Here is a 17,514-nt window from a genome sequence, read left to right on the forward strand (position 1 = left end):
CTCATCAGGGGCGCGAGTAACCAGAAAGGATATCGATATCTATGTCCCGGATCTCCTATGTCGAGCCGCAAAATGCCAGCCCTGAAGTACAACAGATATACGAGCACCGTCTGGGGGGAAAGCCAGGCAATATCTTCAAGATCATGGCTCACCAGCCTGCGGCCCTGACTGCTTTCCTGGCGTTTTACGCCAGCGCGGGCAAGACCCTCCCGAGGCGCCTGTACGAGCTGGTTTACATACGCGTTTCCATGCTCAACCGCTGCCACTATTGACTGCAGCATCACCTTGCTTCGTCGAAGCGAGCTGGCGTGACGCCGGAAGACTGGCAGGCGTTGAAGGATCCCTCTTCCTCGAGCTTTACGGATGCAGAGAAGACGGCTCTCGCCTTTGCCGAAAAGCTCACTCGCACGCCGTGGGAAATTGGTGACGCAGACATCGCATTGTTAAAAAAGCATTTGAGCGAGCCGCAGATTGTGGATCTGGACTTGCTCATTGGCGTGATTAACCTTACGAACCGCTTCACCGATCCCCTGGGAGCAGAGCTGGAAACACCGCCGGAGAAGATATAAGCGCTTTCGCCGACCGGTCAGAGTTAGTCCGAGAGCTAGCGGGCACGGGGTTCGTAGGCAGGGATAAGAAAAGCACATCCCTCGACTGCGGGATCGTTCGCGCGGCGAACGATCCTCTCCGCTCGGGATGACAACCGGGAGTTATTTCGCCTCTTTTTGCATCTCGTCGATGAGATTGAAGAGTTGCTTGCGGTCCACCACTTCGACAAAAGGTGGCCCGCTGCGGTTGTTGCTGACCACATAGATGGTCGGGGTGTGCTGAATTCCCAGCGCCGTGCCCTTGTCCTTGTCGGCGCGTACCGCATCCGCTAGCTTGCCCTGCGGATCGACCACGAAGGGGAGACTCATCTTGTGCTCCTGCGCGAACTTCTCGACAAAACTGCGCAGCTTGTCTTTGGTGACCTGGGCCTGGTTGCTGTAGATGTACAGGCGGAAAGCGCGTTCCAGATCGTTGGTCTTGGTGCTCTTGCTGCGGAAATAGTGGGCATAAACCGAGGCGTCGAATGCCCATTGATGCTGGGGCAGGGGGAAGTCATATATCACGAGTGGAATCTTGTAGGTTTTTTCGGCCTGATCCAGCAGCGGCGCCGCCCGGCCACAGTCAGGACACTCCAGGTCGGCAAACTCCACCAGCGCCACCTTGGCTCCTGCGGGAGGCCGCAGCAGGGTTGCCGCTACCGCCGCATTCTGCGCCCGCAGGGGTGGGGAGCTAACCACAGCCAAAAGCAAAAAGATGAGAAAAAGAACAGGACGGAACCGTACAGTTTTCATCAGTCTGGATGCGCTCTCAACAGGACGCCACCAGCACGTCCACCGGGATCATTGCTTTCCCTCATAGTACCGGAAAGTGCCAGGAAGGGCGATGTGGGGGCCAAACAGTCCCACCCTCCGCCAAAGGGCGGCAAGGGTGGGGCAAACGTTTCCAATTCTTGACGCCACCGGGGTTCATAAGCCTTGCAGCAGTCAGGGTGGCGTGGCGCGCTCGACAGGTATTAGCGGCCCACGATATCGGACTTCAGCCCGCGGATGGCGCTCAGCACCTCCGATCGCTCGCGGTCAGGAAATTTGAACTTATCCAGCGTGGCGTTGAGGTCCTTGACACCTGCTTGCCAGTCTTCCTCGGTGATGTGCAGCCCGGTGTGAGCGGTCTTCATATCCTGGCCGTGATACATGCAGGGGCCACCGGTCGCCTGGCATAGGAAATCGACGACGTGCTCGCGGATGCGGTGCAGAGATCGCTCATTGAAGCCGCTGAAAAAGCGCTTCAGCTGCGGATCTGCGGCCATGCCGGCGATGAAATCGTCGGTCACCGCGGCCAGGGCATCAAAGCCCCCGAGCCGCTTGTAGAGAGTCTGGTTGCCGCTCGCAGTTTGCGGTGCGGCCCAGAGATTCGCTGCTGTCGCCAGCAAGATCATGCCGGCGCAAAGAGAGAGAACCTTTTTTTTCGTTCTCGTCAAAGTTTCTCCTCCAGAAAGTTCAGCCTTCGATGAGCAATACGTTCTAAGGGGCCGAGGCGGATTTTCCGAGGCGCAAGAAAGTTTAGCTCGGCGGTGATTTTGCCACAGGTGCGCGCCCAAGCGTGCGGTTGTCGCGACAAGAGGGCAGAAGGGTGGGCCACCCAGAAAAAGTTATGCGCAAGAAACTGCCGCACAGAGATCTTCTTCGATAGCAGGATGAGTCTCTAAAGCCAGCGTACTTGCGAATATAATGGCCGGCGGGAATGGCTCTCGCCTCCAGTACCAGACTCGGGCCATACGAAATTCTCTCGCCGCTGGGTGCGGGCGGGATGGGAGAAGTGTATCGCGCGCGCGACACACGTCTGGGCCGTGACGTGGCACTGAAAATTCTTCCTGAGTCATTCGCACATGATCAGGAGCGGCTGCGCCGCTTTGAGCAGGAAGCGCGAGCAGTGGCCGCGTTGAATCATCCCAATATTGTTGCCATCTACGATGTTGGGCAGAGCAACGGCACTCCTTTTCTGGTTTCGGAGTTGCTGGAGGGCGAATCGCTCCGCACGGTGCTAGATCGCGGGCCCATGACGCAGCGGAAAGCCACCGAATTTGCCGTCCAGGTGGCGCAAGGGCTGGCCGCAGCGCACGAGAAGGGAATCATCCATCGCGATCTAAAACCCGAGAACCTGTACCTGACTCGCGATGGGCACACCAAGATTCTGGATTTTGGTTTGGCTAAGCTCGCGCGCGGCAGCGGAGAAACGGACGCGGACAGCGTAACGCTAGCGAGTTCCCACACGGCTCCGGGTATGGTGATGGGAACAGCCAACTACATGGCGCCTGAGCAGGTGCGAGGGGAGGCGACCGATGCGCGCACCGATATTTTCGCCTTGGGCTCGGTGCTATTCGAGATGCTCTCGGGTGAAAGAGCCTTTCAGCGCGATACTCCTGCGGAAACGATGACGGCGGTCCTGAAGGAGGATCCACCGGAGTTGTCGGATCCTGCGCGGCCGGTGTCTCCAGCTCTGGAACGGATTGTTCGGCGCTGTCTGGAAAAGCATCCCGGACAGAGGTTTCAGTCCGCCAAAGACCTGTCGTTTGCGCTGAGTGCGCTCTCAGGAAGCGATGTCAGCAGCGCTGCCCGAACCGTCAACGCTCCGCGGGGGTTTCCACTGGCGGTTGCAGCAGCCGTAGCGGCGGCTCTGCTGATCGGGGCGGGAGTGAGCTGGATAGTTGCAAGACGTCCGGCTGCCTTGACGACTTTGCAGTTCGCCATCCCGGTGCGCGGAGAGGTGAGCCATATGGCGCTCTCGGCGGACGGTTCCATCTTGGTGTTCGTCTCACCGGAAGAAGACTCCGGACTCCCGATGCTCTACGTTCAGCATGTCGGGGCTGCGGCAGCAACGCCCTTGGCTGGAACGGAAGGCGCAAGCTATCCGTTCCTGTCACCTGATGGAGCGTATGTTGGTTTTTTTGCCAACGGCAAACTGCAGAAAGTGGCAACTACCGGCGGTACGCCGCAAGTACTGGCGAGCGCTCTGTCGGCTCGTGGCGGAACCTGGGGCCGTCGAAATGTGATCATCTACGCGCCGGACGTCGGGGGCGTCGGGCTGTGGCGTGTCAACGCGGATGGCAGCGGGGCAGCTCCCCTTACAGAGGCAATTCGAACTGCTACTGAAAATACTCATCGCTGGCCTGTTTTCCTGCCTGACGGCAGTCATTTTCTTTTTTGGGGAGGTAACTTTTCCAATGCCGCCGACGACCGCACGAGCGGTATCTATGTCAGTTCGCTGGATGGGAAGGAACGAAAACTCGTGGTCCTGTGTCATTCGAGTTTTGCGATCGATTCTGGCCACTTGTTCTACGCGGATGACGACCGGCATCTGGTCAGCCGTGCATTTGAACCCTCGTCTGCGACAGTCTCCGGCGCTGCGACGGTCATTTCGGATACTGTGGGTTATCAGCCTTCCACTTACTGGGTGGCTTTGACGGCTTCTGAAAACGGAACGCTGGTGTACAGCACCAGAACCGGGGCGGATCTCTCGGTGCTGACCTGGGTGGACCGCACGGGCAAAGAAGTATCGCGTATGGGAGAGCCCGCAGTGCAAGCGAATCCAGCCATTTCGCCCGATGGCAGCCGGATTGCCCTGGACATCAGCGATCAAAAGGCAAACAGCATCAACGTGTGGCTGGAGAATGTGAACCAGAAGGGCATGATGCGTTTTACGTTCTCACCCAGCGAAGTGGTTGTGCCGGTGTGGTCGCGCGACGGAAGCACGCTGGCTTACCGTTCGAATGTGGCCAACTCCACTCTGTTCACCAAGCGAGCTACGGGTCTGGAACGCGAGCAGATGAGACTGGAGCTTAGCGCCAGCGATGATATTTTTCCCAATTCCTGGTCAGCGGATGATCAGCAGATTTTGTGCGAACACCAGGGATTGTCCGGGCATCAACTGCTGCTGGTTCCGGCTAAGGGAGGATCCGCAGTTCCTTTCTTGAACGGCAAAGGAAATCAGACGAACGGGCAGATTTCTCCCGATGGGAAATGGGTGGCTTACGCTTCCGATGAATTGGGGAGCTGGCAAATTTTCGTAACCACGTTTCCTACCGGCGCAGGGAAGTGGCAGATCTCACGCGGAGGCGGTACCGAACCACGCTGGCGCGGAGACGGGAAGGAATTGTTCTACATCGACCCGAAGGGTACCCTGACGGCAGTGCCGGTCTCGTTCGACGGAACCTTTTCCAGCGGTGCTCCGACGCCTTTGTTCCAGGTACACGCACGGGCCCAGGTTTCTTCGACTGATGTGTTCACCTACGACGTGACCAGGGATGGAAATCTGTTTCTCATGAACCGCTACTGGAAGCCAGCGTCGATTGCGCCGCTGATGATCGTGTTGCACACGAACTCGAGTTCGCCATCTGGCAGGTGATGGGTAGTGGGTCAGTTTGAAACTAGGCGTGTACTCTGGTTCGTTGGGGACTGACCGGAGCCGAATGGCAGACGTTAGGGTTGGGGTACTGTCCAAACAGTGCATCTCCCATCGGTCCCCACACTTCTTACACCCGCTTCTTGTAAGAGCCACACTTTATCGGTTTCGACACAGGGAACAGGGCAATCAACCGCTCCATACGTAGTAGCTCAGGCAGCATCCATCGCTAGCATCGCGCACAGCGTGTTTCAAACTAAACCCTCTGCCCGGTGACGCCCACCGTTGAGGCGTTTTTTTTCCTGTGCTAGGATCACAGGTTTTGCAGGCTCCCCGCGGTCTGCTGTTAAGTTCTTGCCTCCGGGATTCTCATCCCGCGCGAGTCCTCGGGGGCCAAATGCGGTTCCGAGGTGAATCAACCCATGAAAGTTTACGAAGGCTCCAACGTCCGGAATGTCTCCCTGGTGGGACACGGGGACGCGGGCAAGACCTCTCTGGTCGCAGCCATGCTCTACACCGCCGGCGCCACGCCTCAGTTGGGCCGGGTTGACGCTGGCACCGCGCCCACTGATTTCGACGAGGAGGAGCAGTCTCGTGCCATGTCGATCTCGAACTCGCTGGCTTTTGCCGAATGGGGCAAGTCCAAGATCAACCTGATCGACACGCCCGGCTTCAACATGTTCGTCCACGAAGCTAAGCTGGCCATGCCGGCGGTGGAGAGCGTGCTGGCAGTCGTGGATGGCGTGTCGGGGGTGGAGGTCTCGACAGAAAAGGCCTGGAGTTACGCGGAAGAGTACGAGATGCCGCGTGTAATCATCGGCGGACGGATGGATCGGGAACGGGCTGACGCCGACCGCATGCTGCACTCGGTGATCGAGGCTTTTGGCCGGGCGGTAATTCCGGTGCAGCTTCCCATCGGCAAGGAGAAGAATTTCTCTGGTGTTGTCGATCTGGTGAAGATGAAGGCCTACCAGTACGACATGGGGGGCAACGGCAAGGGAAAGGAAGTGCCTATCCCTGGCGATCTGGCGGAAGCCGCCAAAGCCGGCCATGAAAAGCTGGTGGAGATGATCGCCGAGGGTAACGACGCGCTGATGGAGGAATTTTTCGATAAGGGGACCATTCCCGACGAGCACCTTATGCCCGGCTTGCGTGACGCGATTCGCGAGCACCGAATTTTTCCGGTGGTCTATACCTCCGGGCTGGGAAATGTCGGGGTCGATCGCCTGCTGGATTTCATCACAGATTTTTTGCCGAATGGCACCGATCGCGGCACGGTGAAAGGCCAGCCTTCACCGAACAATGGCGAACCGCCGTCGCGCAAAGTGGCGGATTCCGAGCCGCTGTCAGCTTACGTTTTCAAGACGCTGAACGATCCCTTCGCCGGCAGAATTTCCTATTTCAAGGTTTATTCGGGTGTGCTTAAGAACGATGCCACGGTGCAGGATTTCAATCGCAATACCTCCGAAAAACTGGCGCATCTCTCGATCATGCAGGGCAAGAATGCGGTTCCGGTGAATGAGCTCCATGCCGGCGATATAGGCGCCGTGGCCAAGTTGCGTGAGACGCTCACAGGAGACACACTGGGAGATAAGGGCGCCCCAATTCGCTACCCCGAAGTCGGATTGTCCGAGCCGGCAATTACCTTCGCCATCGAACCCAAGACCCGCGCCGATGAAGACAAACTCGGCAACGGTGTGCACAAGCTGATGGAAGAAGATCCCATGTTGCGCTTCTTCCGCGATGAGCAAACCAAGGAATTCCTGATCGCTGGAACGGGCCAGCAACACATTGAAGTTGTGGTTTCCAAGCTGAAGAAGCGCTACCACACCGAAGTCGTGCTGAAGGCACCGAAGGTTCCGTACCGCGAGACCATTCGCGGGCGTGCCGATGTCCAGGGCAGGCACAAGAAACAAACCGGCGGGCACGGCCAGTATGGCGATTGCAAGATCAAAATGGAGCCGTTGCCGCGCGGAGGTAAGTTCGAGTTCGTCAACGAAATCTTCGGGGGCGCGATTCCCAAGAACTACATTCCTGCGGTGGAAAAAGGCATTGTGGAAGCCGCCCAGCGTGGGTTCCTCGCCGGCTATCCGGTGGTCGACTTCAAAGTGGTTCTGTACGACGGCTCCTATCATGAAGTGGATTCCAACGAACTTTCGTTCAAGACAGCCGGCCGCATCGCCTTCCGCAAGGCCATGGAGCAGGCCAAGCCCACGCTGCTTGAACCGATCATGAAGGTAGAGATCACGGTTCCGGATGAGTTTGCCGGCAGCATTATGGGCGACCTCAACAGCCGGCGCGGACGCATTCAAGGCATGGACAACAAGGGCGGGAAGACCGTTGTCAAAGCCGAGGTTCCGATGGCGGAGATGCTCAGCTACGGCGTGGATCTGACCTCGATGACGCAGGGCCGTGGCAGCTTCAACATGGAGATGGATCACTACGACATCGTGCCTGCGCTGCAGCAGGAGAAGATCATCTCCCAGGCTAAGGCACAGCGGGGAGAGGTGGCGGAAGAAGAGGAGTAGCGAGAGCGTTCCGTCCGAAACTCCTGCAAGAAACAGTCAACAATAGTCGAGGTCTGCGCCTCAACCTCCTACGCTAGCCAAAAGAAGGCCAGGATGGGTACCCTGCGGAACCAACGGAAACACCAGGTCTTTCGACTCGGACGGGGATCTTCTGCCCCGTCCTCGCTCAAGATGACAGCTTCTGAGAGTCGGCTGGTTTCCCCGAGGAACCAAACAGTTAACGGACATGTCCTTTAGTACGCTATTGCGCGCAGCAAGCGCTTGGGAGAATATTCCTCTCCCCCGAGGGGCTGGGTACCCGCCTCGCGCCGCTGCCACGGGTAGAGCCGCCACTTTGCACGGTTAAGTTGCGCGCTGTCTGGCCGCCAGAATTCGCTCGCGGAAGGAAATGGCTATGGCTCGCTTTCAGCAATACGAGATCATGCATCAGACCGGCAACCGCTGGGAACTTCTGGCCACCTTCCACGATTTCGCGCTTGCCCAAGGTCTGGCGCAGAGCCGCGGTAGCCGCGTCCGCCTGATGCGCGTTACCTACGAAGACTCGATTCCGGTGGAACAGGAAGTGATCGCCGAAGTCGGCGCCATCCGCACGGAACCGTAGAGTGGCAGGGCAGGATTCTTCTCGGCACCCGAGTAGAGCCTTGCTGTTTAGAAAACAGCGGGTCCTTTGACTCGGGCCGGGGGCTATATGCCCGGCCCTCGCTCAGCATGGCAGGCTTGTCCGAATCTGCATTCTCCTGAACAGGCCGTGGTCGCGTGTAGAACCTAATAGCTCGCGATTGCCTCCAACGGAATTTCAGCTTAGTATCGCGCTGAGTGTCTCCCTCGATCTCAGACCAGGAAAACCGTGAACGAATCGTTTCGGCCGCGCCGGTCGAAGACGACGCGTCTTTTGATCTCAAGCTTCGTCCGCAGAGGCTGCAGGAGTTCATCGGGCAGGCCAAGCTGAAGGAAAACCTAGCGGTTGCCGTCCAGGCGGCGCGCTCCCGCGGCGAAGCTCTCGACCATGTGCTGCTCTATGGTCCGCCGGGGCTGGGCAAAACCACGTTGGCGACCATCATCGCCAACGAGCTGGGGGTGCCGTTTCAGCAGACCTCAGGCCCAGCGTTACAGATCAAGGGCGACCTTACAGCGGTGCTCACCAACCTACGGCAGAAGCAGGTGCTATTCATCGACGAGGTCCACAGGCTGCAGCCGGTTCTGGAAGAGCTGCTGTATACGGCGCTGGAGGATTACAAGCTCGACATCATGATCGGCCAGGGGCCAGCAGCGCGCACCCACACGATGGAGATCAAGCCCTTTACATTTATCGGAGCCACTACCCGCGCTGGGCTAGTTTCTGCGCCGCTGCGGTCGCGATTCGGTATTGTGCTGCGCCTGGAGTTCTACACGCACGAGGATTTAAAGATCATCGTGAAACGCTCGGCAGAAATTCTGGGCGTCAGCGTTGATGAGGCTGGCGCTTTTGAAATTGCTTCCCGAGCGCGCGGGACGCCGCGAATAGCCAACCGCCTGTTGCGTCGCGCCCGTGATTATGCCCAGGTCCGTGGAGCTGGCAAAATCGACCAGGGCACGGCCCAGGCGGCCCTGGAAATGCTAGAAGTGGATAAGCACGGCTTCGATGCCATCGACCGCAAGCTGCTGCTCACGATCATTCAGAATTACCAGGGAGGACCGGTGGGGGTGGACGCGCTCGCCGCAGCCCTGGCAGAAGAGCGCGACGCCATTGAAGAAATCTATGAGCCTTTTCTCATCCAGATCGGTTTTCTTAACCGCACGCCCCGCGGCCGGGTGGCTACCCATTTAGCTTACGAGCACTTCGGCATCAAGCCCGGGCAGCGCCAGAACACACTGTTTTGAACTTTCCAATTCTGCGCCAATTCTGGAAAATCATTTTGGCCCATCTCTATGAGCCGCACCGCTAAATTCTGGCTTGCTGTTTTGATCGTGGTGGTTGGGGCGCAGCTGGTCCGTCCGCGCAAGACCAATCCGCCGGAGGATCCTGCCCGTACCCTGCTGGCGCATACGCAACCGCCGCCTGATGTGGCTGCCATCCTGAATCATTCGTGCCGCGATTGCCACTCGTACAAGACGCGCTGGCCCTGGTATTCGAATTTTGCGCCGGTTTCGTGGATTGTTATCGACGACGTGAATGAAGGGCGCCGCCACTTCGACATGTCTGATTGGGCCAAATACGATTCGAAGCGGGCCTCCGATAAGCTGGGGGACATATGCGACCAGGTTGCCGACGGCGGCATGCCCGAGCGGTCCTATACCTGGGTGCACTCGGGGACCGCGCTCTCAACCGCCGAACGCAATGCCATCTGCCAGTGGACCCAGGCCGAGCGCGAGCGGATAGCGAAAAATCAGGGAACCCCCGGGACGGGGAAGTGACGGATGAGAAGGAAGGAGAGCGTTGATTGCGAATGCCTAGTCAATTTGCGACAAACGCTCCTTAGGACGCGAATGCTTCCTGGAATTCCTCGGGATCGATGCCGTGATACGTCAACGTGTGTTTCAGCCGATTGCGGAGATCTGCGGGCGTAGCCTCGATGAACGCTCGCACTGCAGTCTCCATCGCTACCTCGTCCTCGCCCTCTTCGGTGGTCTGCATCTCAGCCCGCGAGGTTGCTGACTCGCGCACCGGATCGCGCTCCGGCGCCGGCAACTCGCGCAGTAATTCATCAACAATGGCGTTGGCTTCATCCGTCCAAGTCATAATTCACCCCTCTGATGGCACTTCCCGCCGGGTGGCTTCCAAATCCTTAGCCACGCTGTCCAACACACCATTAATGAAGTTCACTGACTCCGGGGTAGAAAACTTACGCGCAATTTCCAGCGCTTCGTTGATGACCACCGGACCTGGTGTCGCGGGAAAGCCGACAAATTCGGCCACTGCCGCACGCATGACATTGCGATCGACGGCGGTCATTCGCTCCATCCGCCAGTTTTCGGCGTGCTTCTCGATCAGGCTGTCAATCTCTTCGGCGCGATCGCTGGCCACGCGAAACAGATCATCGGCAAAGCCGCGAACCTCACTTTCGGTGTCGTTGCGTTCGGCCCAGAAGGTCCGGCGCACCTGCTCCGGTGTCTGCTTGCCCATATCCGCCTGAAAGAGCATCTGCAGAGCCAGTTCTCGGGATTTGCGCCGTACTCCCATCCACCATTCCTATTTACGGCTCATTTTTATGCCAAGGGCTGGCATCGGGTTCACCGGCTGAGCACTTTCTTTTTCAACCGTGCCATCTCCACTGCCGCAAGCGCGGCTTCAACTCCCTTATTTCCGGCTTTCAGCCCGGCCCGATCAATGGCCTGCTCCAGGGTGTCGCAGGTAAGGACGCCAAACGCATGTGGCACTCCCGTTTCCTGGGCTGATTGTCCGATCCCCCGCGCGACTTCGTTGGCGATCACCTCGTAATGCAGAGTGTCGCCGCGCAGCAGGCACCCAAGGCAGATCACAGCGTCATATTTCCCGCTCTGTGCCAGTGTGCGGGCCGCGTTGGGAATTTCAAATGCCCCGGGCACCCTGACGATTTCAACATTATCTTGATTGGCGCCCATGCGGTGGAGCGTGTCCAGCGCACCTGCCAGCAGACGTTCTGTGATGAATGCATTGAAACGACTGAGCACGACTGCGAAGCGCAAGCCGCGCGCGTCCAGCTCGCCTTCCAGGGACTTATTTCGGTGCGCTTCTTTATACGAAAAGATGGCCAGTCTTCCGGCTCCTGCCGGCATTTCCAGCAAGAACAGACGCGCTCCCCACTCGACGTCAGAAATTTCTTGCACCACAGGCAGTCCGCGCCGCTGGGCGATGTCGTAGGTGACATCCGCGTTATCCACCTCAATTACCAGATCCGCATCGGGAAAGCCCCGCCCGAAACCAACCTCTACACCTCCGTCAGGCGCATTGAACTTGCTACCGCGGCTGCGTTCACCGTCCCAGGTTTCGCCGTTGAACACGCCGAGCGCCTCGAAGAACGCCGTCAAAGCGCGGTAGTCTTCGTGGCTTGTGGCTACCAGCAATTTGTGGATCGATCGGATCATGAGTCGAACATGGGGTCGAAACCGAGGTTAGCCGACCTGAAAATCGTGCGACGTCCGGGCACAACACGCCTCAGACTCCATAACACAATTACCAGATTTTCCGGTTATTTTCCTCGGAACTGTGGGGCCCGCTTCTCCAAGAAGGCGGTCGTCCCTTCTTTCTTGTCTTCGGTCGCACACGAGACAGCAAACAGCGTGGCTTCCAGGAAAAGACCTTCTGCAAGCGTCATCTCCATCCCGCGGTTCACGGCCTCCATGGCGTATTCGATTGCCAGCGGAGCATTCGCAATGATCTTGTGAGCGACCGCCTCAGCGCGTGGGATCAATTCCGCCGCCGCGACCACCTCATTTACCAGTCCCATCCGTGCGGCTTCTTGCGCAGGGATCATCTCCCCAGAGAGTACCAACTGCATGGCGCGACCTTTTCCCACCAGCCGTGGCAAGCGCTGCGTCCCGCCATAACCGGGAATGATTCCCAGCTTCACCTCCGGCTGACCGAGCTTGGCATTCTCGCTGGCGAAGCGCATGGTGCAGGCCAAGGCGATCTCACATCCTCCACCGAGAGCGAATCCGTTGATACAGGCGATCACCGGCTTGCCCAGATTCTCGATCAGATCCAGCACGGCCTGGCCGCGATGCGTGTATTGTTTCGCTTCTACGGAATTATTTTTGGCAAGCTCGTTAATGTCCGCACCCGCGATGAACGCCTTCTCGCCCGCACCGGTCAAGATGGCCACCCTTACCTCAGGATCGTTCTTGATGGCGGTAAATGCTGACCTCAGTTCCTCCATGGTTGCCATATTCAGCGCGTTAAGCACCTTAGGGCGGTTCACGGTGACGTAGGCAATAGCGTTTTTCTTTTCGAACAGCAGATTTTCGTACGTGACAGCCAGCACAGCAGTAGCCATGTTCATCCTCGTTCAGTGATTCCGATTCTCAAATCGTAGATCAAACTTCTTAATGCGTACTTTTCTCAGTCTGCCGCGACTCCGGCCTTCTCCTCTGCCAGGCCGCGCAGCGCCGCGTCCTGCGGGAGCGGTTTTTCCGGATTCGCGTAATCGTAAAATCCTTTCCCGCTCTTGCGCCCCATCCAGCCCGCCAGCACCATGCGCTTCAACAGCGGCGGCGATGCAAAGCGCGGCTCCTTAAACTCGTCGAACATCACGTGGGTGATGTAGTACGTCGTATCCAGGCCGACGAAATCCAGAAGCGTAAATGGACCCATGGGGTATCCGCATCCCAGCTTCATGGAAGTATCTATATCGCTGATCGATCCAACTCCCTCTTCGTAGGCGCGGATTGCGTCGAGCAGATAAGGCACCAGCAGCCGATTTACGATGAACCCCGTGCGGTCACTGGTGCGCACCGGCACCTTTCCCAGCTTCTGCGCAAACTGGTACACGATTTCGTAAACTTCGGGATCGGTAGCGATGGTCCTGACCACTTCCACCAGTTTCATCAGCGGCACAGGATTGAAGAAGTGCAACCCGACGAAGCGCTCCGGCAGCGGCGTGGCTGTCATCAGCTCTGTCACCGAGATCGAGGAAGTGTTGGTGGCCAGAATCGCATCCCGCTTTACGATTCTGCTCAAACGCTCATAGAGCTCTTTTTTTTCCAGGATGTTTTCGATGATGGCTTCGATCACCACGTCGCAATCGGCAAGATCCTCGGCTTTGGTCGTGCCGCGGATGCGACGGCGAATCGCATCTGGCGGCTCCTTGAGATTGCCTTTGTCGGCAAATTTTGCCAAAGATTTCTCGATTCCAGCAAAGCCCTTGTCCAGGAATTTCTGTTCAGTCTCAAGCACGGTGACATCGAACCCCGCCGTTGCGCAGACTTGCGCGATGCCTGATCCCATCAAACCGCAGCCACAAACGGCAACCTTTCGGATGATCATGAATTTCTCCTAAGCAAAAAAACGCTTACCATAAAGGACACGAAGGATCACAAAGGTGAATCGGAGCCTTACTGGATCGCCTCCACAATCATCGCGATCCCCTGTCCTCCGCCGATACACGCAGTGGCTAAGCCGTACTTCTTCTTACGCCGGCGCAGTTCGTTGAGCAGGGTGATCACCAGCCGCGTACCGGTCGCGCCCAGCGGATGCCCGAGAGCGATTGCGCCGCCGTTGACGTTTACGCGATTGCGGTCAAGGCCCAGTTCCTTCTCAACCGCCAGGTATTGCGCGGCGAAGGCTTCGTTTAGCTCTATGAGGTCGATATCCTCGAGCTTCAAGCCTGCCTTCTGCAGCGCCATTCGCGTTGCCGGCACCGGACCGCGGCCCATCAGCTTGGGTTCGACTCCCGCAATACCCCAGCTCACGATGCGGCCCAGCGGCTTCAGGCCTCGCTTCTGTGCTTCGTCCAGCTTCATTACCACTGTGGCCGCGCCGCCGTCCACGATTCCGCTGGCATTGCCTGCGGTTACCGTCCCATTCTTGGAAAAGGCTGGCTTCAGCTTGCTCAGGCCCTCGATGGTTGTCTCTGGGCGACGATGGTCGTCCTCGGTGAACATCTCACCCGTGGGCTCGCCCCGCTTGTTCTTCAGCGGAACCGGCACCAGCTCTTCCGGCAGCCGCCCTGCGCGATACGCTCCTTCCGCCAGTTGCTGTGAACGGAGCGCCAGGCAATCCTGCATCTCACGCGTGATGCCCTGCTGTTCGCCCAAAAGCTCGGCGGTGTTCGCCATGGTCAGGCCGCAATAGCTGTCGAGGAGAGCCACCATGAGTGAATCTTCCAGCTTGCCTTCGCCCAGGCCAACGCCCCAGCGCATGCCGCGGATCACATGCGGCGCCTGCGACATAGATTCCATGCCGCCTGCCAGCACAGTTTTGGCTTCGCCCAGTTGAATCATTTGCGCTGCGCTGACCAGCGCCTGCATTCCCGATCCGCACAGCCGGTTGACGGTCAGGGCCGGCGTGTCAGTCGGCACGCCTGCCAGCAAGCCGACGTGGCGGGCACCATAGATGGCGTCGCCCGAGGTCTGCTGGGCATTCCCGAAGATTACGTGGTCAATTTCCTGGGGGTCAACGCCGGCACGTTCGAGTGCGCCTTTTGCAGCGATGGCACCTAATTCCTGAGCCGTGAAATCCCGCAACTTCCCGCAATAACGTCCCATCGGCGTGCGAGCGCCGCTAACAATAGCAATTTCAGTTGTGTTTGGCATGTAATCCTGGCCTGCAAGAGAGGAACTGATTTTTCGAACGCTCGTCCGAAACAACAATTCAGTGTATCAGCCACGGCTGAGCGGAGACAACCAGGGCAGCGCGGGCGATAGCGAGGGAGCGAGCGATAATCACGCGCTCATGTCAGCCGTATCGAGGTTGGCTGAGAGAGCGTGCGCCTTGTTCTCGCCTTCGTGGCGCGCCAGTTCCAGAGCATCCTCCACGCGGTTGATGGCTTCAGTGACGATGTCCACTGCGTCGAAACGTGGCTGCATCACCGCTTCGGCAATTCCTGCATTCACCACTACTGACTCGCCGTTTGGCAACTTCACCGGCGCCAGAACTTTGCGCAGCTTGTCGAGGATCAGGAACGCAGTCTTCTCGCTGGTATCGGTTACGATCAGCGCTATGGTGGTCAGGTCGTAGCGTACTGGGACATCGTTCTGACGCAGGTGCCCAGTGACCACTTGTCCGACCTCCTGCATTACCGACTCTACCGCCGGCTCGCCAATCTCCTTCACGAGGGCTCCGGCGGATCCAATATTGAGCAGGATGACGGTTACGGGAGAACTCTGCTGCAAGCCGCGCCGCACCTCGGACAACAGCACATCCAGATACGAAGACCGTTTCAGCAGACCTGATTTTTCATCCGTGACCGCCAGCGTCTTAACCAGGCTGCGCAGCTTGGCGTTGTTGACCGCCATGACGATCTGCTCGGCGACCGTCTTCAGCACCACGTCGTCCACGGTGCGCCAGGTACGCTGTGCATCGCACTGTTCCAGGATCAGGATGCCGACATGCTCGTTGCCATCTATTAATGGGACTGCCATGAGGGATTGAATGGTGAGCGCGCTGACGAAGTTGCGGATGGGCTCCAGTTCCGCCGCAGAATCGGCATCGACGATCGCCACGCTGCCTTTGTGCTTGACCGCCAGGGCTTGCAGAGTGGAGATCAGTTTCACCAGCGCCATGACTTCCGACTGCTTCACCCCGGGAGCGCAATATTCGATGGCGGCCGATGGCGGCTTCCCTGGAGAGCACAACCCGGCGACACATCGGCTCACGTTCCAATGACGGCCGGCATCGTTTACCGCCGTGAACAGAACCGCCTTGACACTGCCCTGCCGTGAGATGTTGCGCGTGATCTCGGTCACACGCGCGAAGTTGTCGACCGCGTTTTCATCCGCTCCGCCGGTTGGGGCAGGAGGAGCGCCATTAGTTCCGGCAAGCACTGCCTGCGATTCGTATTTCGGGACAAAACCCGCCGTCATGTATAGCTGGCGGAGTTTTTCCCGTGTCTCTTCTTCCCGCGGAAACAGCTTATTGATACGCTCCAGTCGCTCCATTGCGCGCGATCGCATGGAGTACTGCAGGAAGATCTCCGCCTGCAGCATCAGATCCTCGATTACAGTCGGTTCCTGCTCGGTCGGCGGCGGGGGAGGCTCGGCTTCGCTACTATCTTCCTCGATTGGTTTGGACGCCTTAGCTGCCACTGCCAGGCGGTTGGCGATAGCGTTGAAGCGGTTGGCATCTATCTTGCCACGCAGAAGTTCCAGGCGACGCTCGTGGCCGGGCTCGTAGGCATCCACTTCAGCGGCCCGATCGAGACACTCGGCAGCCTTGCCATAATTTCGGGCGGCGAAATGCAATTCGAAGAGCCGCAGCAGGGCTTCGCAGTACTCTGGTTCACGATTGGCAGAGTTGTACAGCTCCACCATGTATTCCAGGTACTCGACGCCGGGTGGATGCTTCTGCGTAATCTCCCGTACCATGGCCAGAAACTCGCGGACGCTGCCGGCGCTGTGCACTGATTCCTCCAGCCTGCGGGTCAGGGCCACTGCCTGGCGGTCTTTCTTCTGGTCGAGATATTCGCTGAGCAGCCGTCCCACCAGCGGCATTCCGGCCTGAGAATCCTGTTCATAGAGCGCCCAAACGATAGGTTCCGCTTCCTCCAAGCGCCTTTCTCCCAGCAGGGCTTCGACGTACATCTGGCGCAGTTCTCTGGGCGCATCGGGATAGTCGGCGAACTGCTTCAGTGCAGCTCGCGCGCCCTCGTGATCTCCGCGGTTGAGCAGCATCATGCCTACCGCCTGGGCAATCTCGGGATCGTTGGGATTCAACTTGTAGGCGCGCTGAAACCAGCTATCTCCATGCCGCCCGTTGCGTTCCTCCAGCTGGCCGAGCAGCAGGAAGGCGATCGCCGCCTCGGCCTCTTCGCCCAGTTGCGCCGCCAATTCGCCCTCGCGCCGGAGATTCTCCGCCGAGGGGTCCAGGGTTACTGCGCGACGGATGGCCTCGAGGGCCTCCTGCTTCTTGCCAGCGCCGATCAGCTCGTTGGCCACCACGCTGTAGGTTTCCATGGCTTCGCGCGGATCTGAGGCTTCCAGCAACTCCGCGTATTGCAATGTGCGGGCATGCGTGGCGCCACCCATCCGCAGCAGGCGTTTGTAGCTGTTAATCGCCTCCGCTACATGACCGCTGGAAACCTGGCGATCAAACAATTCCGCCTGCAGGTTGATGGCTTCGTTCGGTTGGTTCAGCGATAGACAAACATCCACAGCGCGCTGGCGGATGGAGTCGTTGTCAGGATCCTCCTCGAGAATTGCCTGGAATTCTCCCAGGGCCTGGGAGAGTTTGCCTCTCTGCAGCAGTTTTTCCGCTTTTTCCAGGTGCTTAGCCGTGTCGGACATGAGGGATTCGGCCAGAAAAGACGAGTTTACCTCTTTGGCGGCGATTCTACCCGAGCCAGCGTATTGTAAGCGGAGGTAACTGCCGCGGCAATGCACCGAAGCTTCACCAAGGTGCGACTTTTGCCTTACCCCTTTGTTGCAT

16 protein-coding genes are annotated in these 17,514 nt (G+C 58.5%); 7 read left to right on the plus strand and 9 right to left on the minus strand.

Annotated features, from left to right (window positions below; translation table 11 throughout):
- The first annotated feature begins 41 nt into the window (after positions 1–41).
- Together VEG30_11525 and VEG30_11530 are read left to right on the plus strand one after the other, a co-directional pair.
- Complete coding sequence (locus tag VEG30_11525) at positions 42–272, plus strand: carboxymuconolactone decarboxylase family protein (GenBank protein ID HXZ80553.1); 231 nt, start codon at positions 42–44, stop codon at positions 270–272.
- Between the two features lie 36 nt (positions 273–308).
- A complete protein-coding gene (locus VEG30_11530) occupies positions 309–569 on the plus strand; it encodes a hypothetical protein (protein HXZ80554.1) in 261 nt (86 codons plus the stop codon).
- A 141-nt stretch (positions 570–710) separates the two neighbouring features.
- On the opposite strand, the gene VEG30_11535 is transcribed toward VEG30_11530, so the two are convergent.
- Complete coding sequence (locus VEG30_11535) at positions 711–1,340, minus strand: thioredoxin domain-containing protein (GenBank protein HXZ80555.1); 630 nt, start codon at positions 1,338–1,340, stop codon at positions 711–713.
- A 221-nt stretch (positions 1,341–1,561) separates the two neighbouring features.
- Positions 1,562–2,026, minus strand: coding sequence for a group 1 truncated hemoglobin (locus VEG30_11540; protein ID HXZ80556.1), 465 nt, complete (start codon positions 2,024–2,026; stop codon positions 1,562–1,564).
- A gap of 263 nt (positions 2,027–2,289) precedes the next feature.
- Here VEG30_11540 and VEG30_11545 point away from each other — a divergent pair, with 263 nt between their 5' ends.
- The 5 genes from VEG30_11545 to VEG30_11565 all read left to right on the plus strand — a co-directional run bounded on the left by VEG30_11545 (position 2,290) and on the right by VEG30_11565 (position 9,869).
- The gene (locus tag VEG30_11545) at positions 2,290–4,950 is read left to right on the plus strand and encodes a protein kinase (protein ID HXZ80557.1); all 2,661 of its coding nucleotides are present in this window, start codon (positions 2,290–2,292) and stop codon (positions 4,948–4,950) included.
- Between the two features lie 419 nt (positions 4,951–5,369).
- The gene (gene fusA / locus VEG30_11550; GenBank protein HXZ80558.1) at positions 5,370–7,475 is read left to right on the plus strand and encodes an elongation factor G; all 2,106 of its coding nucleotides are present in this window, start codon (positions 5,370–5,372) and stop codon (positions 7,473–7,475) included.
- Between the two features lie 394 nt (positions 7,476–7,869).
- Complete coding sequence (locus VEG30_11555) at positions 7,870–8,076, plus strand: hypothetical protein (protein ID HXZ80559.1); 207 nt, start codon at positions 7,870–7,872, stop codon at positions 8,074–8,076.
- Between the two features lie 215 nt (positions 8,077–8,291).
- Positions 8,292–9,335: a Holliday junction branch migration DNA helicase RuvB gene (ruvB, locus tag VEG30_11560; GenBank protein HXZ80560.1), complete on the plus strand. Its 1,044-nt coding sequence runs from the start codon at positions 8,292–8,294 to the stop codon at positions 9,333–9,335.
- 48 nt (positions 9,336–9,383) lie between these two features.
- Entirely contained in the window at positions 9,384–9,869 is a 486-nt protein-coding gene (locus VEG30_11565) for a heme-binding domain-containing protein (GenBank protein HXZ80561.1), read from the plus strand.
- 61 nt (positions 9,870–9,930) lie between these two features.
- Here the strand turns inward: VEG30_11565 and VEG30_11570 are convergent, their stop codons facing one another.
- From VEG30_11570 to VEG30_11600, 7 genes are all read right to left on the minus strand, one after another.
- Positions 9,931–10,194, minus strand: coding sequence for a DUF2621 family protein (locus VEG30_11570; GenBank protein HXZ80562.1), 264 nt, complete (start codon positions 10,192–10,194; stop codon positions 9,931–9,933).
- Positions 10,195–10,197: 3 nt separating this feature from the next.
- A complete protein-coding gene (gene nusB, locus VEG30_11575; protein ID HXZ80563.1) occupies positions 10,198–10,635 on the minus strand; it encodes a transcription antitermination factor NusB in 438 nt (145 codons plus the stop codon).
- 50 nt (positions 10,636–10,685) lie between these two features.
- Entirely contained in the window at positions 10,686–11,519 is an 834-nt protein-coding gene (ribH, locus tag VEG30_11580) for a 6,7-dimethyl-8-ribityllumazine synthase (GenBank protein HXZ80564.1), read from the minus strand.
- A gap of 104 nt (positions 11,520–11,623) precedes the next feature.
- Complete coding sequence (locus tag VEG30_11585) at positions 11,624–12,427, minus strand: enoyl-CoA hydratase-related protein (GenBank protein HXZ80565.1); 804 nt, start codon at positions 12,425–12,427, stop codon at positions 11,624–11,626.
- A 65-nt stretch (positions 12,428–12,492) separates the two neighbouring features.
- Positions 12,493–13,416, minus strand: a complete 924-nt coding sequence (locus VEG30_11590; protein HXZ80566.1) for a 3-hydroxybutyryl-CoA dehydrogenase — start codon at positions 13,414–13,416, stop codon at positions 12,493–12,495.
- Positions 13,417–13,484: 68 nt separating this feature from the next.
- On the minus strand, positions 13,485–14,684 hold the full coding sequence (locus tag VEG30_11595; protein ID HXZ80567.1) for an acetyl-CoA C-acetyltransferase: 1,200 nt from the start codon (positions 14,682–14,684) through the stop codon (positions 13,485–13,487).
- Between the two features lie 129 nt (positions 14,685–14,813).
- On the minus strand, positions 14,814–17,372 hold the full coding sequence (locus VEG30_11600) for a tetratricopeptide repeat protein (GenBank protein HXZ80568.1): 2,559 nt from the start codon (positions 17,370–17,372) through the stop codon (positions 14,814–14,816).
- Positions 17,373–17,514: the final 142 nt, after the last annotated feature.

The organism is Terriglobales bacterium, from assembly GCA_035624455.1.
Classification (GTDB): domain Bacteria; phylum Acidobacteriota; class Terriglobia; order Terriglobales; family Acidobacteriaceae; genus DASPRM01.

Coding starts and splice junctions, on each gene's coding strand:
- VEG30_11595 (HXZ80567.1), bottom strand. CDS start 14,684: ATGCCAAACACAACTGAAATTGCTATTGTTAGCGGCGCTCGCACGCCG.
- nusB (HXZ80563.1), bottom strand. CDS start 10,635: ATGGGAGTACGGCGCAAATCCCGAGAACTGGCTCTGCAGATGCTCTTT.
- VEG30_11585 (HXZ80565.1), bottom strand. CDS start 12,427: ATGGCTACTGCTGTGCTGGCTGTCACGTACGAAAATCTGCTGTTCGAA.
- ribH (HXZ80564.1), bottom strand. CDS start 11,519: ATGATCCGATCGATCCACAAATTGCTGGTAGCCACAAGCCACGAAGAC.
- VEG30_11600 (HXZ80568.1), bottom strand. CDS start 17,372: ATGTCCGACACGGCTAAGCACCTGGAAAAAGCGGAAAAACTGCTGCAG.
- VEG30_11525 (HXZ80553.1), top strand. CDS start 42: ATGTCCCGGATCTCCTATGTCGAGCCGCAAAATGCCAGCCCTGAAGTA.
- VEG30_11590 (HXZ80566.1), bottom strand. CDS start 13,416: ATGATCATCCGAAAGGTTGCCGTTTGTGGCTGCGGTTTGATGGGATCA.
- VEG30_11565 (HXZ80561.1), top strand. CDS start 9,384: ATGAGCCGCACCGCTAAATTCTGGCTTGCTGTTTTGATCGTGGTGGTT.
- VEG30_11570 (HXZ80562.1), bottom strand. CDS start 10,194: ATGACTTGGACGGATGAAGCCAACGCCATTGTTGATGAATTACTGCGC.
- VEG30_11545 (HXZ80557.1), top strand. CDS start 2,290: ATGGCTCTCGCCTCCAGTACCAGACTCGGGCCATACGAAATTCTCTCG.
- VEG30_11555 (HXZ80559.1), top strand. CDS start 7,870: ATGGCTCGCTTTCAGCAATACGAGATCATGCATCAGACCGGCAACCGC.
- VEG30_11535 (HXZ80555.1), bottom strand. CDS start 1,340: ATGAAAACTGTACGGTTCCGTCCTGTTCTTTTTCTCATCTTTTTGCTT.
- fusA (HXZ80558.1), top strand. CDS start 5,370: ATGAAAGTTTACGAAGGCTCCAACGTCCGGAATGTCTCCCTGGTGGGA.